This is a genomic window from Pedobacter westerhofensis (genome assembly GCF_900182595.1).
Classification (GTDB): Bacteria; Bacteroidota; Bacteroidia; order Sphingobacteriales; family Sphingobacteriaceae; genus Pedobacter; species Pedobacter westerhofensis.
This window is the reverse complement of sequence record NZ_FXTN01000006.1, coordinates 1-20,414: the sequence shown is the minus strand read 5'-3', so window position 1 is coordinate 20,414 and position 20,414 is coordinate 1. Positions and strand designations below refer to the sequence as shown.

General features: G+C 41.7%; 26 protein-coding genes and 1 pseudogene. 17 read left to right on the top strand and 10 right to left on the bottom strand.

Features of this window, described 5'->3' with window-relative positions; genetic code table 11:
• Positions 1-174 precede the first annotated feature (174 nt).
• Genes FN831_RS12475 through FN831_RS12465 form a run of 3 tightly spaced genes read right to left on the bottom strand, consistent with a single transcriptional unit; the run spans position 175 to position 3,594 of the window.
• The gene (locus tag FN831_RS12475; RefSeq protein ID WP_142528552.1) at positions 175-2,016 is read right to left on the bottom strand and encodes a hypothetical protein; all 1,842 of its coding nucleotides are present in this window, start codon (positions 2,014-2,016) and stop codon (positions 175-177) included.
• Positions 2,009-2,494, bottom strand: coding sequence for an ABC-three component system middle component 2 (locus FN831_RS12470; RefSeq protein WP_142528551.1), 486 nt, complete (start codon positions 2,492-2,494; stop codon positions 2,009-2,011). The genes FN831_RS12475 and FN831_RS12470 overlap by 8 nt, the downstream gene beginning before the upstream one ends.
• Positions 2,491-3,594: an ABC-three component system protein gene (locus FN831_RS12465; RefSeq protein WP_142528550.1), complete on the bottom strand. Its 1,104-nt coding sequence runs from the start codon at positions 3,592-3,594 to the stop codon at positions 2,491-2,493. Before FN831_RS12465 ends, FN831_RS12470 begins: the two co-directional genes overlap by 4 nt.
• A 116-nt stretch (positions 3,595-3,710) precedes the next feature.
• Between FN831_RS12465 and FN831_RS12460 the strand changes: the two genes are divergently transcribed.
• The gene (locus FN831_RS12460; RefSeq protein ID WP_185960463.1) at positions 3,711-5,159 is read left to right on the top strand and encodes an RES domain-containing protein; all 1,449 of its coding nucleotides are present in this window, start codon (positions 3,711-3,713) and stop codon (positions 5,157-5,159) included.
• A gap of 234 nt (positions 5,160-5,393) precedes the next feature.
• Here the strand turns inward: FN831_RS12460 and FN831_RS28420 are convergent, their stop codons facing one another.
• On the bottom strand, positions 5,394-5,669 hold the full coding sequence (locus tag FN831_RS28420; protein ID WP_142528548.1) for an HNH endonuclease: 276 nt from the start codon (positions 5,667-5,669) through the stop codon (positions 5,394-5,396).
• A gap of 328 nt (positions 5,670-5,997) precedes the next feature.
• Between FN831_RS28420 and FN831_RS12450 the strand changes: the two genes are divergently transcribed.
• Together FN831_RS12450 and FN831_RS12445 are read left to right on the top strand one after the other, a co-directional pair.
• A complete protein-coding gene (locus FN831_RS12450; protein ID WP_142528547.1) occupies positions 5,998-7,092 on the top strand; it encodes an SDH family Clp fold serine proteinase in 1,095 nt (364 codons plus the stop codon).
• Complete coding sequence (locus FN831_RS12445) at positions 7,085-7,288, top strand: hypothetical protein (protein WP_142528546.1); 204 nt, start codon at positions 7,085-7,087, stop codon at positions 7,286-7,288. The genes FN831_RS12450 and FN831_RS12445 overlap by 8 nt, the downstream gene beginning before the upstream one ends.
• Positions 7,289-7,338: 50 nt before the next feature.
• Here FN831_RS12445 and FN831_RS12440 read toward each other — a convergent pair whose 3' ends face one another.
• The 3 genes from FN831_RS12440 to FN831_RS12430 are packed head-to-tail and all read right to left on the bottom strand — an operon-like array spanning position 7,339 to position 10,216.
• Positions 7,339-7,683 (bottom strand): DUF6527 family protein, encoded by a 345-nt coding sequence (locus FN831_RS12440; protein ID WP_142528545.1) that lies wholly within the window; start codon positions 7,681-7,683, stop codon positions 7,339-7,341.
• On the bottom strand, positions 7,677-9,068 hold the full coding sequence (locus FN831_RS12435; RefSeq protein WP_142528544.1) for a ThiF family adenylyltransferase: 1,392 nt from the start codon (positions 9,066-9,068) through the stop codon (positions 7,677-7,679). The genes FN831_RS12440 and FN831_RS12435 overlap by 7 nt, the downstream gene beginning before the upstream one ends.
• The gene (locus FN831_RS12430) at positions 9,068-10,216 is read right to left on the bottom strand and encodes a multiubiquitin domain-containing protein (protein ID WP_142528543.1); all 1,149 of its coding nucleotides are present in this window, start codon (positions 10,214-10,216) and stop codon (positions 9,068-9,070) included. Before FN831_RS12430 ends, FN831_RS12435 begins: the two co-directional genes overlap by 1 nt.
• Before the next feature lie 445 nt (positions 10,217-10,661).
• On the opposite strand from FN831_RS12430, the gene FN831_RS12425 reads away from it, so the two are divergent.
• The 10 genes and pseudogenes from FN831_RS12425 (at position 10,662) to FN831_RS12380 (ending at position 16,153) form a co-directional block, all read left to right on the top strand.
• Complete coding sequence (locus FN831_RS12425; RefSeq protein ID WP_142528542.1) at positions 10,662-11,003, top strand: helix-turn-helix domain-containing protein; 342 nt, start codon at positions 10,662-10,664, stop codon at positions 11,001-11,003.
• 18 nt (positions 11,004-11,021) lie between these two features.
• Entirely contained in the window at positions 11,022-11,561 is a 540-nt protein-coding gene (locus FN831_RS12420) for an ImmA/IrrE family metallo-endopeptidase (protein WP_142528541.1), read from the top strand.
• A 125-nt stretch (positions 11,562-11,686) separates the two neighbouring features.
• Positions 11,687-12,067, top strand: coding sequence for a DUF4062 domain-containing protein (locus tag FN831_RS12415; RefSeq protein ID WP_142528540.1), 381 nt, complete (start codon positions 11,687-11,689; stop codon positions 12,065-12,067).
• A gap of 45 nt (positions 12,068-12,112) precedes the next feature.
• Complete coding sequence (locus tag FN831_RS12410) at positions 12,113-12,298, top strand: zinc-binding metallopeptidase family protein (protein WP_142528539.1); 186 nt, start codon at positions 12,113-12,115, stop codon at positions 12,296-12,298.
• 95 nt (positions 12,299-12,393) lie between these two features.
• Positions 12,394-12,537: pseudogene (locus FN831_RS28415) on the top strand (AlbA family DNA-binding domain-containing protein); the annotation flags it as partial.
• Between the two features lie 139 nt (positions 12,538-12,676).
• Positions 12,677-13,207: a hypothetical protein gene (locus FN831_RS12400; protein ID WP_142528537.1), complete on the top strand. Its 531-nt coding sequence runs from the start codon at positions 12,677-12,679 to the stop codon at positions 13,205-13,207.
• Positions 13,208-13,235: 28 nt separating this feature from the next.
• On the top strand, positions 13,236-13,664 hold the full coding sequence (locus FN831_RS12395) for a hypothetical protein (RefSeq protein WP_246101501.1): 429 nt from the start codon (positions 13,236-13,238) through the stop codon (positions 13,662-13,664).
• Between the two features lie 287 nt (positions 13,665-13,951).
• A complete protein-coding gene (locus FN831_RS12390) occupies positions 13,952-14,170 on the top strand; it encodes a JAB domain-containing protein (protein WP_142528827.1) in 219 nt (72 codons plus the stop codon).
• A 67-nt stretch (positions 14,171-14,237) separates the two neighbouring features.
• Positions 14,238-15,335 (top strand): hypothetical protein, encoded by a 1,098-nt coding sequence (locus tag FN831_RS12385; protein ID WP_142528535.1) that lies wholly within the window; start codon positions 14,238-14,240, stop codon positions 15,333-15,335.
• A 77-nt stretch (positions 15,336-15,412) separates the two neighbouring features.
• A complete protein-coding gene (locus FN831_RS12380) occupies positions 15,413-16,153 on the top strand; it encodes a DeoR family transcriptional regulator (RefSeq protein ID WP_142528534.1) in 741 nt (246 codons plus the stop codon).
• Between the two features lie 284 nt (positions 16,154-16,437).
• Here FN831_RS12380 and FN831_RS12375 read toward each other — a convergent pair whose 3' ends face one another.
• From FN831_RS12375 to FN831_RS12365, 3 genes are all read right to left on the bottom strand, one after another.
• Positions 16,438-16,782 carry a helix-turn-helix domain-containing protein gene (locus tag FN831_RS12375; RefSeq protein WP_142528533.1) on the bottom strand — a complete coding sequence of 115 codons (345 nt, stop codon included), beginning with the start codon at positions 16,780-16,782 and terminating at the stop codon, positions 16,438-16,440.
• Positions 16,782-17,246 (bottom strand): hypothetical protein, encoded by a 465-nt coding sequence (locus tag FN831_RS12370; protein ID WP_142528532.1) that lies wholly within the window; start codon positions 17,244-17,246, stop codon positions 16,782-16,784. Before FN831_RS12370 ends, FN831_RS12375 begins: the two co-directional genes overlap by 1 nt.
• A gap of 147 nt (positions 17,247-17,393) precedes the next feature.
• On the bottom strand, positions 17,394-18,140 hold the full coding sequence (locus FN831_RS12365; protein ID WP_142528531.1) for a hypothetical protein: 747 nt from the start codon (positions 18,138-18,140) through the stop codon (positions 17,394-17,396).
• 162 nt (positions 18,141-18,302) lie between these two features.
• Here FN831_RS12365 and FN831_RS12360 point away from each other — a divergent pair, with 162 nt between their 5' ends.
• Genes FN831_RS12360 through FN831_RS12345 form a run of 4 tightly spaced genes read left to right on the top strand, consistent with a single transcriptional unit; the run spans position 18,303 to position 19,697 of the window.
• Positions 18,303-18,890, top strand: a complete 588-nt coding sequence (locus FN831_RS12360; protein ID WP_142528530.1) for a response regulator transcription factor — start codon at positions 18,303-18,305, stop codon at positions 18,888-18,890.
• Entirely contained in the window at positions 18,878-19,129 is a 252-nt protein-coding gene (locus tag FN831_RS12355) for a hypothetical protein (RefSeq protein WP_142528529.1), read from the top strand. The genes FN831_RS12360 and FN831_RS12355 overlap by 13 nt, the downstream gene beginning before the upstream one ends.
• Positions 19,129-19,410 (top strand): helix-turn-helix domain-containing protein, encoded by a 282-nt coding sequence (locus FN831_RS12350; RefSeq protein ID WP_142528528.1) that lies wholly within the window; start codon positions 19,129-19,131, stop codon positions 19,408-19,410. The genes FN831_RS12355 and FN831_RS12350 overlap by 1 nt, the downstream gene beginning before the upstream one ends.
• On the top strand, positions 19,407-19,697 hold the full coding sequence (locus FN831_RS12345; protein WP_142528527.1) for a helix-turn-helix domain-containing protein: 291 nt from the start codon (positions 19,407-19,409) through the stop codon (positions 19,695-19,697). The genes FN831_RS12350 and FN831_RS12345 overlap by 4 nt, the downstream gene beginning before the upstream one ends.
• The last annotated feature ends 717 nt before the right edge of the window (positions 19,698-20,414 follow it).

The window sequence follows — 20,414 nt, the reverse complement described above, 5'->3', positions numbered from 1 at the left end:
AGACTTTTTTTAAACTCTGCGAACGTCAACCGGACTTCAGGACACCGTCCAACATCAACGCTTTTTTGTTAATCTTTTTACGGCGAAAACTTTATAGTATTTAAATTTTGGTCCGGATTGTCCAGCATTGTATATTGTACCTAGGAATATTTAATTTCTGCTATTGGTAGCATGTTATAACAATCCGGCCCTGCCGATGTCCGAGTTGCGGGAGAAGTGGACATAGTTGGATCTCTCTACGACTTCTGCAGGTGGTTCTTTGTTTTCCAGGATGATAATCTGGCAGGACCTGGAGATGTCGATAAGGCCTCGGAAGAATTCACTTTCCAGTTCTTTGGTGATCTGCTGCTCGTTGCTTGGCGGCTGGTCTTCTTTTTTATAGGCGGTGAGGGGAGAGTCCAGGACAAGCAGTTTGGAAAACTTGCTCTCATTTTGCCTTAGGAAATGCATCAGTCCGATGATGAATGCTGACTGGCCTATGGCCCGGTATCCCTTGCCGTAGCTACTCCTGTTTTTTCCGTCGATCCGGATGTCGGATTTGGCGGGATCAAAATTGACTTCAGATACTTTGTCGAATTTCCAGGATTGCAGAAGGTGTTTCACTTCTACTTCGAATTTCTTCAGGCGTAGAGCGTCCAGAGGCTCGGCAGACTCGGTGACGCGCTTTTTCTTCTTTTCTTCTTCAAGTTCTTTCAGATCTTTATCAAGGGCTTCGATGTCCGAATAGATCCGTTCTTTTTCCTTGCTGAGTAGTTCCTGGCCAACGATGGATTCTATCTTGCTTTTCAAGCCGGATATGACAGGTATAATCTCCTGGTCAATGAGCTGGTCAAGTTCCGAGATGCGGGCGAGGTTGGTGGTCAGCTCTTTTCTATAGATCTGGTTTCTGTCTTCAATCTCCGCGACGGTCTGCTTGAGGTCTAAGGTTTTCTCCCGGATCTTCTGGTATTCGCTTTCTATTGCTTCGTTAAGGGTCTCAGTTTGCAGCTCACTGTTCTGGATGCATTTATAATGCTGCTCTTCGATATCGGTGCCACAGACCGGGCAGGCCACATAGTTGAGTTGGCTGAACAGGGTATTCCCTTCGTCAATGAACTGCAGCCTTTCTAGGTCAGCGTCATAGTGGCTGAGAAGCAGACTGAAGCGGTCCAGAAGCTGGTTGTTGTAGAGGATCTCGGACTCTATCTCAGTCCGCTCGTCTATGATCTTTTTGCGTTCCAGCTTGTTTGTTTCTAGCTGTTTGAAGTAAAGGGCGTATTTTTCATTGATCGATGACAGGTCATCCAGTTTAAGCGACCGGGATTGGTCTAGGCTATTTTCAATAGTGATGAGCCGCTCCCTGTCGGCTTTCAGCCTAGCTTTTACATAATCGATCTGGGCGTTTAACCTAGTTTTCCGGATTTCTTCCTTTTCCACTTTAATCTGGTGAGAACTGTCTTTTTGGGAAATCAGGTATTCAAAAAATGACCTTTCTGCCCTTTTTGTAGCCGGGTTGCCGCTCAGCAGAGGTGATTCTTTGGAGAACATCTTCACTTCATCGATCATGGTGACGTGGGCGACATCCCGGTAGCTGAGCTTCCTGGTGGCTTTGGTTGCGTCAGAGCTGGTCAGCCGGACGCTGTTCAGCCCGATCAGTCCCAATAGGAACGAGGAGATGTTACGGTCATTTTTATCGGAGGATTTGGCGGCATATTTGATTTCATCTCCCGCCTGGTCGATCGAGCCGATCTTAATGTAGAAAGCGCCGAGAGAGAGGTCCCGCCTGATGGTGTAGGCAATGTCAGATTCAAATGTCCTGATCTCCATCAAGACCTGGTCGTACTTTTCTAGCTGGCCGATTTTTTCCAGTTCCTTACCGCCGCCCATCATGTAGTCGATGCTGTCCAGGATAAATGACTTCCCGGTATCTGAAGATCCGGCCACGATGTTGAGCCCTTTTTCAAACGGAAGTCCTGACTGTACTCCATCAGGCCCTCGGAAGCTGATTTGCTTTATGTAAAATCCCTGGTTATCCATTGCTGTAGTTTAAAAATAAAGACTCGTTTTTAAAGACGGGGTCCTGGTTCAATAACCTGGTTTTGATCCGGTTTTCCAGTTCCAGATCAGAATATAACGAAGTGGTACTGATGACCGATTGGACGGCAGGGTATAATTTCCTGGAATAGGGCGAGTTCAGCTTTTCGCAGAACCTGACTGTTAGCTCGCTGCCCTGGTAGCTGATGCCGGTCTTGTTAATGTTCACTTTGATCAGTTCTTTACTGACCAGCAGATGAAGCCCTCTTTTAAACAGCTCCCTTTTGATCAGGAACTCGTTGGAACTGTTGGGCGATTTTGGGTGCAGGCTATGAAGTTCCGGGAAAATGTCATTTCCGTGAAGGATAAGGAAGTCATAAACCACCAACCTTTCAATGGTGAGGGGTGCTTGCACATAAAACTGCAGTATTGCCATCAGGCGCAGGCTGATCTCAAGGTCGGAGCTATAAATCTTACTCATGCTTGCTCTCCCTTCCAAGTTAATTGTTTATCTGTAACAAGGTGATGGCACAAGCCTTCCCGGTCCTCCACGCGCATGACTTTGACCAGTGGGTTGCCGGTAATGCTGAGTCTTTTTGCTTCCTGGGTAACGGCCTTGACCCGGCTAAAGCGGTCCGGGTAAGCACTTTCGCACACGTCAACAACGCCGGAATGTATCTCTAATTTGAGCGCCTCGAAATGGTTGGTGTACTCTGCAAATTGATCTTTTGAAAATTCGTTCAGCGAATCCGCCAAATAGAAACTGTGCCGCTGCCTGGTGAAATGCGGCATATAGGTTGCATCTGATTCAATATTGGCTAAACTGATGACCGTTTTTTTATGATCGGTATAGGCGTCTAGTAGTTCATTGACATAGGTGATTTCGTTAGCCCGTACTTCAGGGGGAAGCCCTGGTGGCAACAATCGATCGGGCATGCTGCCGCCAAACCTGGAATAATGGTATCTGGTTTTGGCGTGTTCTTCAATGAGCTGCTGCGGATCAATAAACTGAAACATCTTAAAATCAATGGCTTCGATATAGGTTTTCAGGTCTTGGTCCAAGGGATATGTCTTTCCGCGACTGATCTTGGTGGCGCAGTGCGAATCCCAGTTTGCCAAAAGTTCTGCTTTGAATTTACCGGGGTTTTCGGTGTAATTAATTAAGTCAGGGCCGGGTCCGTATCCGGAAACGACGTAATAGTTTTTTGGTAAGCTGAAACGCTTTTTATAGGCGTGATAGACGAATTTACCAATCTCTCCCCAGAGCTGTGAGGGGCTGATCTTGGCGCGGTAGTTCTTGCACTGGTAATTATCCCAGTCCGGCCCGTCCAGCGAGCGGATCGCAATAATGTCCCTGCCCAGATCTCCCGATCCCGCGCATTTTTTACAGTCGATGTATCCGGACAATTCTTTTTTGATCATGTATCCCCATACCCATTCCCGGACGATGTCCTCAAACTCGTCATCGCTAACGTCTTTGAGTTTGTTGATGGCGATTATCGGCTGGTCTGTTAATATATCATGATTTGATCTTTTTCCGATGCCAACTGGTTTTTTAACATCGGTTACTTCCTCGACCATTTTAGTTGCGTTAGTTTAGTTTATAATAATACCAAATATTTTCTATTAACTAAAATTTAGGTTAATTTTCCTGACCGGTATTCCGGATGATCTCAAAAACTATATATAAATTGAAGATGAACGATCCTGAAGAAGACCACCTCTGTTATAAATGCGTTACTGATTTTTATTTGAGTGCTGAGATCAAGAGGCTGGGTGGCACGGCCAAATGCACATATTGCAAGGGCAGGAGGCGCTGCTATACTCTGGAAAAGATGGCAGACCGAGTAGAGCAGGCATTTGACCAACATTATGAGCGTACAGATGGCGAGGGTTCTGGTAATAGTTACCACAGGCAGCATTTCGATCCGGAAAAAGGTACTTGGTTGGATTTTGAGGGGGAAGGACTGCACTTTTTATTACAGGATGCCGGCGGCATTCCTTACCAGGCTTCCCAAGACATTGAGGAGATCCTGAACAGGAGGCATCATGACTTCGATACAGATTTTTTGGTTCATGAATTTAGTAAGAATGCGCAATATCAGTTGAAAAGCCCTTCTGATGAACTCTGGCTAAAGGATTGGGAGGAGTTTGAGCATATCCTGAAAACAGAATCCCGGTTTTTCAGCAGAAAGGTGTACGATTACCTCGCCAAGGTCTTTGAAGGTGCTGAACAGTTTACTTCCCAGCGTAGCCAGCCTTTGATCTGTCCTGCTGGTCCGGGTAAGGACCTTTCCGGCTTGTACCGTGCCCGGGTTTTTCAGGATGAGGATGAAATGCTTTCCGCGCTGAAGCATCCAGATCAGCAGATTGGTACGCCTGCTTCCAAGCATGCGCGGCCCGGGAGGATGAATGCTTCGGGTATTGCTGTGTTTTACGGGGCGACCAGCCCGGAGCTTGCGGTTGCCGAAGTTAGGCCGCCGGTGGGCAGCAGGATAGTTGTCGGGTTTTTTGAGCTGATCAGGCCGCTACGCTTGCTAGACCTTACAGCGTTGCGCAACGCCCGAGCTGAGGGTAGTATTTTTGATCCTTCTTACGCGCCGTTACGGGAGAAAGCGGCATTTCTCCGGCGCCTGGCGGCCAGGGTTGCCCTGCCGGTCATGCCGGCGCAGGAAAACCAAGATTACCTTCCTACACAGGTCATTGCAGACTTTCTGGCGGAGGCGATTGATCCGCCTTATGACGGAATTGTATTTCCTTCCACCCAGTCTATTAAAAAGGGCGGCAATGTGGTTCTGTTTCACCGCGCCGCCAGGGTTCAGCGGATCACTCTTCCTGAGGGATGCGAAATAAGTGTTACTTCTAGGGTTTACGAGCCAGCTGATGAGATGGTTTATGAAATCTATGACGTTAAGGTTTCAGATCCGGACACATCCTTCGAAAAGCAACCTGTTCCGGCTGTTTGGGATTATTCTTACGAGGGTTACGTGCCAGCCGCTTCAGGGGAAGATCTAGAGGATGCCAGGGAAGATAGCTTAAGAATTCATGAAGATCAGCTGCAGATTTTCAAGCTTGGCAGTGTTGAATTTACTACGAAGCCATTGAGTTACCATCGGTCTAAGGTCGATCTGCAAAAGCAAATCTAATCTGCAGGATGATTTAATCGATGGTTAGCTATGGGGTGAGGCCACCATAATATTACTTCCTTTCTGCTATGTTTTGTTCCGGCTGAGTATAATTGTTGTTAACAATAATCATAGCACTGGTTTCCAAAAAAATCTCATTCAAAATTGTCAAACAGTTTCTTTAACAATTCATTTGGATGCATTCAGCCCAACAAGTTGGCGCAATAATGCAAACTTGCAGTACTTTCTTATAAGCTAGAAGCTGTCCGTCGAGCTGCTGACCACCGATAAGATGTTGTTTTCTCTGAATGTCTTTCCTTTTTTAGATTCGATGTTGTTCCTAAACCGAAGATCTTTGAAGAAGGGTGTTTCAAGCGCTGTCTTTTCGATTTTTGTGGCGATGTAGTTATTACACTTATCGCAAACGACCCCTTTGGCCAGTATATGGCTTTTATTTCCAACTGATTCTGGAACGGTATGCTCCTCACTTGTGGAGTGTTCAGAAGTTTGTTTGCAGAACAGGCATTTCATTGAGAGATTAATTGGTTAGACGTTGTAATATACCCTACCTAAATCACTAAACAAAGAAAATTAGGTAATAGTAAATTAACCCTGCACGGAAGACCCGAAAAGGCGGGAGGAGATTAGGTGATAATTAAGAACCTTCGCAATAAATCGGTGAGAGCAGCGTATTTACATATGAGAGCGTTAATTTAGAACGGGGAATGGTCGTGATGATTATTCTCCGTTTTCCTTTTTGGGCTAAGTTCTGGATATTAGTACCGAATTGGTGTTGTTCAAAATAATGATTTGTGTTATAAGTTAATTACAATTAAATACTTATAATTGCAAAACTTTTATGGGGTACGGTAAATCCAATACTAAATTTAATACGCAGAAATCCAACGGCTCTGGCAATACGATTACTATTCCTCTGAAAAGGATAGATTCGTTGTTGGATAATATGGTCGACGGCAGGGAGTATGAAAGCATTATTGGAATTGTTACCCAACCGAATATTGCGCTTAATATTAATATTGTCGAGGAGCTGAAAAGAGCCATCGGAGATATTTCGAAAGTTCGCAAAAGACCTTTGATCTGCTATATAGCCAACATTACGAATGCCGCCCTGCCTGGTTCCAGGTCAATTGAACAGATCGATGACCTTCCATTTTCCGAAATGGTGTCTATGGTTCCCCCTGAAGCTAAGGAGATCGATGTATTGATTGTTACTCCTGGCGGTTCTGCAGAGCAGGTTGCGCGGTTTGTAAACCACTTGCGTCCGAGATTTGATAAGGTTTCATTTATTATCCCAAGCATGGCGATGAGTGCAGGGACTATTTGGGCAATGTCTGGCGACGAGATCATTATGGACAGCAGGGCAACAATTGGCCCAATAGATCCACAGGTGAGAGGTGTCGATGGGAATTTTGTTTCTGCACAATCTGTTTTGACATTGATCAAAGAAATCCAAGCCAGAGGAGAAGAACTGATAGCAAAAGGGCAGTCGCCTTTATGGACTGATTTCCAGATCCTAAACAGAATCGATGCCAAAGAGATTGGTAGTGCTGTAAATAGTAGTGACTATTCCATCGAACTTGTCACCGATTATCTCTATAGTTATAAATTCAAGGATTGGGATGTCCATTCAGACGGACGTAAAGTTAAGGACGAAGAAAAGAGAGACCGCGCACAGACTATCGCAAAAAATCTCTGTGACCACGGCCAATGGAAAACACATAGCCGTGGGATTACCAGGGAGGTGGCCTGGGACGTATGTAATATAAAGATTACACATCCTGAGAATATTGACGGTCTGGCTAGAACAATTCGCCGTTTTTGGGCGTTTCTATATTGGACATTTGAAAATGCCAATTTTTACAAGATGTTTATTTCTGAAAATTATACTATATTTAAAGCAAGCCAAATAAGAAACACCAATCAAAATGGATAAAATTGCAGCACTTGAATCCTTGGGATTCTCCAAAGAATATATAAATAGGCTGGAGCAATACGAAAAATTATGCCCTAAATTTGCCCACATTGAATTTGAAACTCCTGTTACCGTAATAGACTTTGCGCCTGTCCAGGATCTAACGATCAAGCACGATCCGAAAACGGCATATTCAAATTACACGATCAATATCTAAAACAAAGATACACTTTAACAAGAAAGGCTGCCAATTGGCAGCCTTTCTTGTTAAAGTGTATCAGAACACCATTTTATTTTACCCTTTCTGATAAAAAAATGGCTCTTGCAGTTGTTGCTTTTCCAAACAGAAGGCGCCAGATCGGTAACAGCTCCTTCCTCCAGGAGCCAACATGGCTCTTCTTCAGGTTCAAGGTTCAGGTTTATTTCCTCTTTACATCCGCACGGACACAAAAACGATGCAAACTGGTTTTTGCTCCCATCACCCTCAACGTATAGAATTCCAGGTTTCAAATTTTCTGGGATCATTTCAACGTATTTGTTCTTAAACAGTTTGTCTTGCCTGAAAAGTCCAAGGAAAAAAGTCTTGACCGATAACAAAAATCTCATTACCATAGTTCGTTCAGGTTAGGAGAGTTCAACATCGGTCTCATATCTCCCCTGCCGACCATCTTTTTAAGATAAGGGTCATCGTTGCCTTCGGCTTCATGCCAGATTTCCCAGTCGCTAATGGAAATGTTTGTTTGCGCAAACCTGGAATTTGGATCATACCTATAAGGATGTAACCTGGCTAGGAATTCCAGAACCGCAAGTGATGCCGTTTGCATGTTGATTGGAATTACCGCTGGGCTTTCCACATTGATGTCGACTACATATCCATTTTTGCGCTGTTCATCGTACATTTCTGGATTAGTCCTTTTTAAGCCTTCGGCGGCAAGTTCGTCAATGGTATAAACGCCTCTTGTTCTTAAGGATGATTTGCCAGGTTGCAGATAATGTACAGATCCAGATATTTCATCAATTCCACCCTTTTTGTCAGTTACCAGTTTTACACCCATATCTATATAGGGAACCAGGTACATTGTCGAGATGGTATTCATAATATTGCGCCCTTCTATTGAATCCACCGAACCTAAAATAAAATCACTTGCCATTGCTGCCTGCAACAAAAGCCCATCTTCCTGCAGCAGTGACTTGAAAGTAGTTACTTCTGTATCGAATCCCATAGCAGCAATTGCCCTCTGCATTACTGCAACTTTTTCGACACCACTGATTGCATCATCGTAGCTGGAGTTAAGAATCCTGTTAAGATTTTTTAACTCTATCAGATCTGGATCCGCAATGATCAGCTTGCCAACTCCAAGCCTTGCCAGCTGTTCGATAACAATGCTGCCCGTGCCCGAACATCCAATCACTGTTACCGTTAACGATTTTAACAGGTTGGTTGTTCCCAATCCAAATGTTTGCAGATTCCTCAAATTGATTTCGTCATTGCCAACGTTATCCATACTACGATAAATTATCACCTGATCTCCGACTATGGATACATTATCGACGGGCTGAAACTCTTTATCGGTATGCACAACCCTCGCCTTTATACCTCCGTCTGAATACATGATCGCGCTAAAATGCGGAGCTTGCTCGTTCATCAACGCGTATATCGACGGAAAAAGAATCTTATCGGATTCATCGTCAAGTTTTGAAAAGTCATCGTATCCGTCGGGGTGGGAATGGATTTTTAAGATCCCCATGTTCTTCTCGGCCGCCTCGTCTATCAGGTCATCGATATAATCGGTCGGCCATTCGATGAAATCACCTTTCCTGATACAAAGGTTATGTGGTACCAAAAGTAGTTTATGTACAAGCAACCCATTATGGGTGCTTGTACTCAACCTACCGCAAAGCGCAAAAGCTATGGCTTCTTTTAGATCGCCTGGATGAAGGTGTGCACGCAGCTGGGCGTGCATATCACCTGAAATTCTCAGTACTTGCTTCATCATTATCGCTTGGTAAATTCTTCTTGTAAACTATGGTTCATTAGCTCCAGATGGGTCGCAAGGTTATCTTCTCCGGGTACCCATTGGTTAAGCGCTGTTCTGTGCCTCGACCAACGTTGATACTGCTTGCCTTCGATGGTTTGAGGGCTCAGTGCGCCAATCGCCTGATTGTCCGTCCTTGAAAGATTTGGAAACATATAGAACATGTCAAGCTGTTCCACCGGATAATTTGCTGGTATAGCAACTGCAACATCGCATTTTTCAACATTATATCCAGCTGGCAGAACATAGTCCCTTAAGATCAGCCAACGTGACCCCTCCGAAAAGGAATCCCAGGATAAATCCTGTTTTTTAAGAAAATCGGCATCTTCTTCTGGCATAGAAAAGTCGCGTTGATTAACGCGACCCTCCGTACAATTTTTAGCTTTTGCACTAAACCTTTCAACTCCACAGGCAGTGAAATCGATGACCTCATCAGCGCCTACAATCGATGATCCGCCCTTGTGCTTAAATCTTAAGTAGTAGGATTCTGGTGTTTGGCCGATCAATGCCAGAATCTGCCTGCCTGTCATCTCTTTTTCATCAACAGTGTACTTTTCGCTATTGATCTTTATGATGTACCTGTAAGAGATTACCGGAATCGTACCCGAGTGGCAGCATTGTTCCAAATCGCAAATACTGTCTTTCTTTCCAGTAACAAACTGCATCGGCGGACAGGCGACCTTAATTTCTTCGTCACCTTTGCGCGCATAGCTTACTTTGGTCCCATCATTTTTCACAAGTATCAGAAAATGGTGTTCCGGATCGATACCTGCTAATTTTAGGATCTTATTGGCGGTCATTTTTTTCTGATCTGTGGTTTCGGACTGACCATCTACAGTATAGTTACGGAATTCCGCATCCTTTGTGATGAACTTTTCTACGCCAGATTTTGAAAAATCAACCTTTTCATCGAGCGATATTCTTTCAAAATCCCCTTTCGGAAATAGCTGGTACAGATCGATGCATTGAGGATGTTTGATCTCTGCCTCTTTAAGGATCTCGTGTCCGGTCTGAATCGGGTTCTGGAAGGAAATCTCAACTTCGTTTACTATTGCAATGAATTTTCTTGGCTTTTTAGCTGCCGGGCTTTCACTTGAAATGGGTTTCATCTTTTAGATGTTAATTGTTTTTAGTTCGTTTTGCGGACCTGCAAAACATTAGCTCCAGCGCAAGCGCTGCTTTTTTTGGGTTGACACTTAGATCCTACGAGGCTCTTTTTCTAATAGTTAACAATTCCCGAACAAGCTACCTTCAACAATTAATCGTCTAAATGCTTTGATTATTAAGAATCAATCCATACATTTGAGAAACGACTAACAAATGCGTTGACAGGTTCGTAAGCCTGTGGACATATTTTCAAAAAAATCAAAGCTGGGTATCTTATCCGGCTTTTTTCATTTACGGCCATTTTCTTCCTATGGTCTCACAAATATACACTAAGAATTCAGAAATGCAAAATTAAATAAATTATTTCATGTAAAGTTTGGCAAACAATTCACTTGTTTTTGAAATAACTTATTTCTACCTTTGCAGAGTGGTAATTAACAGGTCTTTATGAATGAAGATAAATTTTATGAGGAATTGGGTCAACTCATAATTAAGGAAAGACTCAACGCTGGGGTTAAACAGGAAGACCTCGCAAACTTTCTCGAACTATCTCGGGCATCAGTTGTTAATATAGAAAAGGGAAGGCAAAGGCCATCTACTTTTTTACTGATCAATATTGCGAAGTATTTAAAAATTGACTTTACAAAACTGATCCCTCAGGTAAGTTCCAAGGAAACAGCTGCTGTTTCGTTCACTGTGTTTAAGGTTGACGAGATAGCGCAAAAATGGGATCTTAATACAAATTCAAAAAATTCCTTTGAGGGGTTTTTGGATTTGATTAAAAAGTAGAGACATAAAACATAAATTATGAGCACCAAAAAAGTTGAACAAAAAATTGAGACTTTTATTGAAGGAGCTTTAGACAATCCTCTTTTTAAAACTCTTCCGATAAAAGTAGAAGACATTGCAAAATCTATGGGCATCAAGGTCTTGGCCTATGGCTTTGACGATGACATTTCTGGAGTGTTGGTTATAAACAACGAAGGCGCTACGATTGGGTACAACCAAACTGAATCCCGCGTCAGAAAGCGATTCACCATCGCGCATGAACTTGGACACTATGTCCTACATAGGGAGGAGTCTGATGTTTTTATGGATAAACAGTACAAGGCATTGTTTAGATCCCCTGGATTTACCTACACTGAAGAATCCCAAAAATTGGAACAGGAAGCCAATAAATTTGCAGCGTGTATCCTGATGCCTGAAAGCCTTCTCAACAAGGAAATCGAAAAAATGGAATTTGACCTTCATAGCGAAGATGACATTAAACATCTCGCGAAAATTTTTGATGTTAGTGCAACTTCAATGTCCTTTCGCTTGAGTAACTTGGGTTTTAAGTTCTTCTAATTCGAGCGGTAAGTGGGTATGCTTATTGCAGGATTAGACTCAACAGCTAAGGGTTCGAAAAGGTTCAATTAAATAATTATTTATGGCTGAAGAGCGCTTTACTGCACCTCTCTAATTAAGCTCGAATGGTAGAGAAGAACAACATCAAAGTTTTGGTTGCATCAACCATTTATGGCTATCAGGATCAGCTGGCAGCCATCTATACACAGCTTGACAGTTACGGATATACGGTGATGAACTCTCACATGGGAACTGTATATGCGGGATCTGACAAATCAAACTTAGAAGATTGCCTGGCCGCTGTTGAGGAATGTGATGCATTTCTAGGCATTATAAGGCCAGATTATGGCTCGGGTGTAATCGGAGAAACATCTATTACCCATCAGGAGGTACTAAAGGCAATTATGTTGCGAAAAGCCCGATGGTTTCTTGTAGACTCAAAAGTTGTATTTACCCGACAGCTCTTAAAGAATGCCCAAATCGTGGATAATCACACACTAAAATAGATATCACCCGATCAGATTATAATTAAACCTAGTAACCTTATTGATGTGCGCTCGATACAGATCTACAATGCGGTTACCAAGGATAAGGTAAGAGCGGCAGAAAAAGTTGGACACTGGGCTCAGGAATTTTATGATCTTCCTGGACTACAAAGGTTCATTGAAGGACAATTTAGCGATCCTGCGAAAGTAAAACGGACAATTGACTATATGAATAAATTACCCGTAGTATGATAGAAGCTGAATATGTAGAAAGCCTATTAAAGGAAAATGATAGGGAGCGCTTAGTTTGTTTTGTTTGACCCGAGTTATCGGAGGTTGCTAAGGCGGTATGCGCTTTTTTGAATAGCAAAGGAGGAAGAGTGCTGATCGGTGTTGATAAAAACAGAAAAGTATATCCATTACCGGGTTTGGAGCAAACGCTTCATGAACTACGTTTGTTTTTGCATAAAGAAATTGTCCAGAGAGCCTGATAGGTTTAAGAGAAGAGGTTTTTAACGATCATCAAGTCATATTGATCGAGTTATTGAAGGTAACCGTCGCCCGTATTAATATCGTAATCAAAGTTTTGTTCGGCTGGATGGACAAAGTATTCAGGCAGATGAAAATGAAATGAGTAAATTAATCCGCACCCAGCGGGTCGACGAATACAGTTGGGAAAAATCGTTGGCGCTTGAAGCCAGTATTGAGGATCTTGATTTGGATGAAGTTGCCGAAACCATCCGCTTATCCAACCGCCTTGAACGATCTGGTAGACTTTCTCCTGATGATCAGCTTCATTTTTTGCAAAGCCTTCAATTACTGAAGAACCTACAGGTTACCAACGCTGCAATTGTCCTGTTTGGAAAGGAACCGACCTACTTTCTTCCCCAATGCAGGGTCCGGATTGTCGAGTTTCCAGACGGAAAGACGGGCGACAGGTATGATAATACGGTATTAATCGCAAAGAATATTTTTAGGGCATTTCGTCTCCAAGAGTATTTTCAGAAAAATATTCCAAGATTAAGCTTCTTTGACGAGGTAGAATGGAGAAGAGAGGACAGAATGCAGTTTCCTTCCAGGGCGTTAGATGAGGCAGTTATCAATGCAATGATGCACAGAGATTACTCCTACGGGAGAAGTTCTTATCACAATTTACCGTGAACGTATCGAGATTATCAATAGTGGCGAATTGCCGAGCGGACTCAAGGATAAGAATCTAAAAGAGAACCACCGGTCTATCCCTCCCAATCCTGGTATAACACATGTTGTCTTTCTTGCCGGAATGATCGAGAAACTGGGACGTGGTACTTTACTCATAACCAAAACGTTTCGTGATATCGGCCTTGTTCCTCCTACTGGGGTAAGCAGTAACGGTGCTACAACCCTAACGATGGACAGCAGGCCAATAGAAAACGTTTTGAACAGCCGTACTTCTCATTTTTTGGATACTTTCAACAGCAAGGAAGAATTTACCAGGGAACAGTATCAGCAATTTTTTCTAGAAAAGATTAGTGAACGTACGGCCAGAAATGATATTTCTGTTTTGTTAGATGGTCGTTGGATTGAGAAGATTGGTGATGGTGCATTTACCAGGTATATAAAGAAGCGCAGATCTTAATTGCCGGATCATTGCCGGAGCGTATACATTTATCGTATTTATTCAGTATTAACGAGGTTTGGTATGTTGGAAGAATTGCCGAATGTTTGCCGGAAGAATAGTAAAAAGTAAACATTTAAGGTGTAATTTGGTATACGTAACATAAATTGGTTGCCGGATACCTGCCGGAACAGACCTTATAATAGCTTAGGACAGCACACGCACTTCACTAAAATTTTAATTTCTTGCCGGACAATTGCCGGATCGTTCGTTTAACTAAGGGGAAGCCTAATCAATAACTATCAACTATCTTTGGGATCGCACTGAAAAGTGTCGCTGCTGGAATAATCCTGGCACACAATTATCCAAGTTCAAACCTACGCCCCAGCGAGCAGGATCTGATCATTACCAAAAAACTTATTGAAGCAGGTAAACCGCTTGACCTGCAAATCCTAGATCACCTGATATCGACCAAGCATAACTACCTATCCTTTGGTGATGAAGGGCTTTTTATAGCCCTATTATAAATTTTATATACTAATACGTTAGAAATAGTGATATTAATCTCTACTATTGCTAAACTTGATTGGCAAAATGGATATAGAGACATACCTGAACACATTAGACAACTTGGCTGAGGAATATTATCATTACCAGATCTCACCAGAAGACTTTTTGGATCAAAAGCGAAAAGTCGATAATAAATTGCACGAACTTTTTTTATTTCAAAAAGATTTTTTTGGCGCTAAAGAGAGAGAAGCAGTCCAAATCTATTCGTTTCAATATTCAAAGGCTTTTGAAAATGAAACACTTGAAGATCGAGAAGTCTGGATTTTCTTAAGTTTTGAAATTAAGGAAAGGCGGGATAAGCTTTATTTTGAACTAAAATGTGCACCATACACCCCTGAACAACCCCTTTTTAAAATATCTCCTTCTTTGTGGAATGCCACGTTAAACAACGATTTGATAAATCTCAAAGAGGTAGAACTAATTGGAGAGGGAGCAGTTCTAGGTTTTCAGAATGGTTTTTCACTTACCGATGGAGAAATGAATCCTAACATCCTGACTTGGGCAAATGACACTTTTCCCTCTGCACCCAAATATGTCCGCATCCATCCATATAAGGTTTCTGAAAGCATACCTGCCCAAGCACTTCTAGAGGCGACCATAATACCTGCCAGCCCGAAGTGGTGGAAAAATTTGATGATCTTTAAAAATAACAGAGAGGGATCATCTTATATTCTGGAAGAGAGTACGGCTGATACACAGAATTATTGGGATTTTCGGGTTCTAAAAGTGAGAAGGCTTGACGTTTCAGCCCAGCGCAAAAATGATGGGACATTATCGATGATGATCGAAGAACTTCAAAAACTATCCGATGGGCATTGGATGGGTCGTTGCATTCACTTAGATACCAAAGGCGCTATTGGTGAGCCTTCAGCGAAGGCTGTACTAATGCATTTGGATCTTGCGATCAATATGTATTTTGATGAAAAAATTGAAAAAAGATGGAACCAAAATTTGGCATCAGGTGGTAAGGTTGTTGATGCAACGTGCAGAACCCACTTGTTTAGAATAGAAAAAGTGCCCTTCAATTCTGTATTAGAGTTTGCAAGAATGTTCTTTAAATCTTCGGTTTTGTTATCAGAATGGTATGCTGACCAATTTAATCTTTACCCAGAGAAGACGTAAATAGATATTTGGGGTTTCTTCCCCATAACATCCCAACGTAGGTTTTGAAATAAGGTTTTTGAGGGATTTTAGATCGTATGGAGATAAATGAGATCAAAATTTTTGATGCCTTTGAGCCATCATGGGAATTATTGGATTTAGTAACAAATATTGAAAAGTTTGGCGTGTATTGGCAGTGGGTTAATGAAAAAGAACTAAGGGCTTTAGACGTTGTATTTAATTCGGAGTCCGTAAAGCAAACGCCATTTGAAATAATTTTGGACGCTGTTGTTTTGCTTGCTTCCGACAGAAGAGATTTGATTTTGGATAGATATCAAAAGTTAATGTTTGGGTTCGAAACTAATTTGACAATGTCGCCACTTGTCACATGCTGCTTATTTGCGTATACAATCTGCGACTTAATTCAACCTTTGAACTCGAAAAATGAAAGCCTAATCAAAATTTCTGATAGTCTACTTTTAGATCTTGGATATCAGTGGGTAGGCTGGCTATCACCAACCCATGAGTATACATTTAACAAAAAAAGTATCAGTGAATGGACTATCTCTTACCTTTCGCGTTTACGGGATGGGCAACAAGAAATCTTGCGCAGGTTTGACAGAAATGGTTTGGCAAAAGAACTCACCTTAAAAGAACGGATGATGTTACATATTATTGAATGCCATCCTGAAATTACGACGAAATATATAGCTAGAAAATTGGGTAGCTCAGAAATCACTGTTCGCAGGATGTTAATCAGATTAAGAAAAATGCAAATAATCAGGTCTCATAGTGGAGGACCAAAGTTGCATCATAGCTTAATTTTCAAAAAACAATAAGCTTTCTATCCGTTCATAACCGTTCATGTCGAAAACTGTCCTTAACTCAAAAGCCAGCATCATAGAGATACTGGCTTTCAAAATATTATCACTAAAGACCTGTTGAACCAGGGGGTAGAGGGTTATATGAGTCATCTTCTAACCCTGCTGCATTACGCAGATCATCTATGAAATAGTTCGAGTTCTGTATCTCGGGGACCACACATCCTCTAACAAACTAATACAATATTAGTGAGTTAGAGGATTTTTTTTTGAACGGTGTACAGATGGTGTACGGATTCTATTTATAGCTGCTGAATTTTACCTAAAATTTGCTCCATCATTTTTTTCACCTCTCTCAGTTCAATTTCCATTTCAACAATTTTCGCGTGCAGGTTTGGCGCTGAGTTCGGATCAGCCTTTCGATCATTTATTTGATCTCCCTTTCCGGAAGCTACCCAATCCAGGTCAAGATTGTATTTTTCTGAAAGGTGTGAAAGTAATTTCTGGGTGGGCGCCCTATGTCCATTCTCCAATAGAGATATGGTTTTCTTATTGTATCCAGTTTCCTCAGCAAGATCGTCTTGAGTTATCTTGCGTGATTGCCTGAATGATTTTATTCTGGCTCCAATTGCCTTTAAGTCTTGCATTAGTGCGTCCAATTTAAATTAGATATATCAAACTCCATTACATGTAACCCCTCACTATAGAATTCAGCCTCAAGTAATAACTTTTTATGTCCTTTAATCTTCTTGAGAAAACTGGGGACGGCATCTAAAAATATAATATCTGAGTCACCACTTGATGCTCCAGAGAACTCGTACATCTTTGCTGGGATATTATCGAAACGAGCACGAACTTTACCACCGTCATAGCTTGAATTAAATTGCCCTTTTGAAACTCTTAAGTAAATATCTGTTTCTCCGCGTTTCTTTCTAATAGTCAATGTCGCTGTAGATCCACCGTCGTATGGTGAGCCAAACTGCAATTCCTCTTTCGCTGTAACAGAAGCTCTAAATATTTTTTTGGATGTCATCTTGTCCTCATCTTCTTCGTATGTCCAATTTGATGCGCTTGGACTCGGTACAGAGTTGGATAGCTGCGTTGTATCCACATCCGTAACTATCAGTGATGAATCTGTTATCGAAGTATTGGGAACAGTGCTCCTAGTGGCGTTGTTACAGCTAACTATAGCAATGGAGCAAAGGCATAAAGCCATGAATATTAAGTTGTCGTTTTTGCAATTCATATGAGAGGTTATTTATCTTCTTATGGAAACATCGATTATATTGTATAATTCTTTTACATCACTTAAATGTAATTCCTTATCCGGAAATGACTCTTTATCTGGGTTGAGTGAATGAATGACGATGGTACCCTCCTCAACATTATGTTTGATAATTCTTTTTGCAATTATGCCATCCGTTTTATGGACAATTATAAAATCCTTGTACCTATGTAGATGTAGCTTATTTTCCCAATGATGATGCATCAAGAATCTGCCAGTAACTTTACTTTTATCTGGGATGCTTTCAATTGTGCCATTGTCCATACTATCTCCTACTATTTCAAATCCTCTGTATAATCCCTTATGATACTTCTGCACTATCAAACTATGTTTTGGTCTCTGCTCTATAAACTCTGGATCTGCATAACCGTTCAAGTATCCTGCATAAGCAGATTCTTCAACGAGTGGGAATACCATTAATATATCTCCTCCTGGTAATTCTATAAAAGGAGTCTCGTCTAATTCAAAGTTGCTCGGAAGCTCTCCGAGATCTATTGCGTTAGATTTTGATGTTTTTACGAGCATGCTACCCTCGCCAGTTAGCAGCCAATTTCTATTGAGATCAGGGTAGGCTGATAGAATTTGGTTCATTGACTTTTCTCGTATACTCTGGCCAATGTTATTTACAAAGCCATTTGATAGTCCGGCAGCTAACTCAAAGGCCTTCGTTTCAATGCTTAACGAAGATATAAATTCCTTTATTCTGTTTTTGATACTCATAATAGAAAATAAATCTACCTAATAATCAGGTAGATGCGTGTTTATTAGATTATATATCTAATATTCTATTGCAATAGAAAATATTTCTAATCATATTTGTATTGTACAACACAACAAAGATAATATAAAACGCCTATCAGGCATATACTTATAAAGGACTATATGTTAACAGCTCAATACAAAAACAACCATTTCGCCGGCATGATAGATAACGGCGTAGAGTTCTTCGCGGAGAAGGGAATCATTGATGTCAGATGCATTAATATGGGAATAGTTTACAATTCCTTCTCAGAATTTCCAGAATGGATAAAATTAAAGCTTCAGCAAGATCTTGCAGGAAACCCGATCGCCATGCGTTCCCTTGGCCGAATGAAAGGTATTACAAAGGAGGATTACTTGAAACACTATGCTTTTTGCAAGTACGGAGGATTAGACCCTAATCCAGATATCGACGTGAATGGTAATATGGGTGAATCGGAATATTTTGATTGCGGTTTCAGAGGGGCCTGTAAGGCCGAAGGCAAACTGTGCTGCAGTATAAAAGTAAAAAACGGTTCGCTTACCAAGATGGAGCTGAACATCCTGAAAAAAGCAATGCTTTCCAATAAACGGATCGCTGACGACCTCTTTATCTCGATCTCTACTTTAAAAAAGCACTGGCAGAACATGAAAGCAAAAACAGGCATGAGCACCCGGGCAGAGTACGTGTATTTCGCAACAAAAAAAGGAATAATCAAATGGATATGGTAGTGAACGTGATTGAGGCTCCTAAGGAGAAATTCACCTGGATAGGGCCTCTTCGGAAATTAGAAGATGTAAAGAAGCCTATTTATTTCTGGTATGCCGACCGAATGAAGGTAGCACCATTGATTAGCAAGGATATTCGTAGTGAGTTCCCTGATAGGGAATACGAGACGATAAAAGAGGTTCTCGGCAACGTGAAGCTGAAAAGGGATTTTGAATACTTAAAAGTTTGGAGGAATAAATAATGGAAGGAATATCGCTTGTAGAGACCAAGACCTTAAAAGATTTGGTCGGATCAGTCGCCATCCTCGCTGAGATGGTAAACTCTACAATGTCAGAATTGAAAGGCGCATATAAGCCTTATCTGACTACCGAGGACGTCATGGAAATAACGGGATTTGGAAAGTCATGGGTCACCGCAAATAAACAGGATATCGGATTCACCACTGTTGGTGGCTGTCTTAGGTTCAAGAAAGAAGATGTTGACGAATACATGTGCAGAAATTATTTTAAGATCAAAAAATGATAACTGGAGTATCGATCATCGAAACAGAAACAGTGCTGCTCCTCATTTCTAAAATAGAAAAATTAAGCGCCAGAGTTGAGGAAATAGCAGACGAGTTAAAGCAAGCAAAAAAACCATACCTCACTGCCCAGGAAGTAATGGATATCACTGGATTTAGTAGGGATTGGATAACAGATCATAAGCACGACATAGGCTGCAGCACGAAAGGCGGAAAGCTTATTTTCAAAAGGAAAGATCTGGATGCATTTATCGAAGAGGACTACTACAAATCGAAAAGAAGAAAATAAAAATGCCCTGGGCAGCAACCCGGGGCAAATAGTCATGAGTCACCCCTTAACATTTTAAAGCAACGCAAAGTTATGATTAATCAGTCATCAAACCAAACCCCAGGTAAGCGGCCAAAAGTGCTGGCTATCTCAAAGACATTTGTCCCACAGAGCTACGATAGATCCGCTGAAGGATTCAATAGCTGGACCAACTATGTCAAAGAACAATTGCACAGTGAACCTGTGCTCTCAGAAAAAATGTCCGCTTACTATAGATTATTTCTCAATGTCAAAAAAGGATAAACAAGAATTGCTAACGCTTGCCACGCTGGTGTACAATAAAATATTGGCTATGCAAAAAGAATGCAAAGCAATGAGGATTGCCTCACAGGCAGTCTTAAATAAATGATGCTCACTCTAAATATTTTAAAGCAAATGGAAAATACAACAGCAATTGTAAAACGGTGCTTTCTCTGCGGAGGGCATATCGCTCCAGAAAACGTCAGAGTGTCATGGGGTCAGAGATATTGCTCTATGTCCTGCGAGGATTTGGGAGAGGAACGCAACCAGGGGCGAGAGTCAGTTCGCTTTGAAGTAGCTGAAATGGAATCATGATCATAAAAATCCAAGACCCAGTTACTAGTGGGAGTTTCGCCAAAACTGACCTCTTCATTCCGCAATTAAACTGACGCTTCATTCCGCTCTAAATTGACCCCCTCATTTCGGTGTAAAGTGACC

Excerpts from the sequence above, each read along its gene's own strand:
- FN831_RS12345 (WP_142528527.1), top strand. The coding sequence starts at position 19,407 with ATGATAACTGGAGTATCGATCATCGAAACAGAAACAGTGCTGCTCCTC.
- FN831_RS12430 (WP_142528543.1), bottom strand. The coding sequence starts at position 10,216 with ATGAAACCCATTTCAAGTGAAAGCCCGGCAGCTAAAAAGCCAAGAAAA.
- FN831_RS12365 (WP_142528531.1), bottom strand. The coding sequence starts at position 18,140 with ATGAGTATCAAAAACAGAATAAAGGAATTTATATCTTCGTTAAGCATT.
- FN831_RS12415 (WP_142528540.1), top strand. The coding sequence starts at position 11,687 with ATGGTAGAGAAGAACAACATCAAAGTTTTGGTTGCATCAACCATTTAT.
- FN831_RS12475 (WP_142528552.1), bottom strand. The coding sequence starts at position 2,016 with ATGGATAACCAGGGATTTTACATAAAGCAAATCAGCTTCCGAGGGCCT.
- FN831_RS12450 (WP_142528547.1), top strand. The coding sequence starts at position 5,998 with ATGGGGTACGGTAAATCCAATACTAAATTTAATACGCAGAAATCCAAC.
- FN831_RS12440 (WP_142528545.1), bottom strand. The coding sequence starts at position 7,683 with ATGGTAATGAGATTTTTGTTATCGGTCAAGACTTTTTTCCTTGGACTT.
- FN831_RS12380 (WP_142528534.1), top strand. The coding sequence starts at position 15,413 with ATGGAGATAAATGAGATCAAAATTTTTGATGCCTTTGAGCCATCATGG.
- FN831_RS12375 (WP_142528533.1), bottom strand. The coding sequence starts at position 16,782 with ATGCAAGACTTAAAGGCAATTGGAGCCAGAATAAAATCATTCAGGCAA.
- FN831_RS12445 (WP_142528546.1), top strand. The coding sequence starts at position 7,085 with ATGGATAAAATTGCAGCACTTGAATCCTTGGGATTCTCCAAAGAATAT.
- FN831_RS12470 (WP_142528551.1), bottom strand. The coding sequence starts at position 2,494 with ATGAGTAAGATTTATAGCTCCGACCTTGAGATCAGCCTGCGCCTGATG.
- FN831_RS12400 (WP_142528537.1), top strand. The coding sequence starts at position 12,677 with ATGAGTAAATTAATCCGCACCCAGCGGGTCGACGAATACAGTTGGGAA.
- FN831_RS12360 (WP_142528530.1), top strand. The coding sequence starts at position 18,303 with ATGTTAACAGCTCAATACAAAAACAACCATTTCGCCGGCATGATAGAT.
- FN831_RS12355 (WP_142528529.1), top strand. The coding sequence starts at position 18,878 with ATGGATATGGTAGTGAACGTGATTGAGGCTCCTAAGGAGAAATTCACC.
- FN831_RS12465 (WP_142528550.1), bottom strand. The coding sequence starts at position 3,594 with ATGGTCGAGGAAGTAACCGATGTTAAAAAACCAGTTGGCATCGGAAAA.
- FN831_RS12350 (WP_142528528.1), top strand. The coding sequence starts at position 19,129 with ATGGAAGGAATATCGCTTGTAGAGACCAAGACCTTAAAAGATTTGGTC.
- FN831_RS12420 (WP_142528541.1), top strand. The coding sequence starts at position 11,022 with ATGAGCACCAAAAAAGTTGAACAAAAAATTGAGACTTTTATTGAAGGA.
- FN831_RS12425 (WP_142528542.1), top strand. The coding sequence starts at position 10,662 with ATGAATGAAGATAAATTTTATGAGGAATTGGGTCAACTCATAATTAAG.
- FN831_RS12460 (WP_185960463.1), top strand. The coding sequence starts at position 3,711 with ATGAACGATCCTGAAGAAGACCACCTCTGTTATAAATGCGTTACTGAT.
- FN831_RS12385 (WP_142528535.1), top strand. The coding sequence starts at position 14,238 with ATGGATATAGAGACATACCTGAACACATTAGACAACTTGGCTGAGGAA.
- FN831_RS28420 (WP_142528548.1), bottom strand. The coding sequence starts at position 5,669 with ATGAAATGCCTGTTCTGCAAACAAACTTCTGAACACTCCACAAGTGAG.
- FN831_RS12435 (WP_142528544.1), bottom strand. The coding sequence starts at position 9,068 with ATGATGAAGCAAGTACTGAGAATTTCAGGTGATATGCACGCCCAGCTG.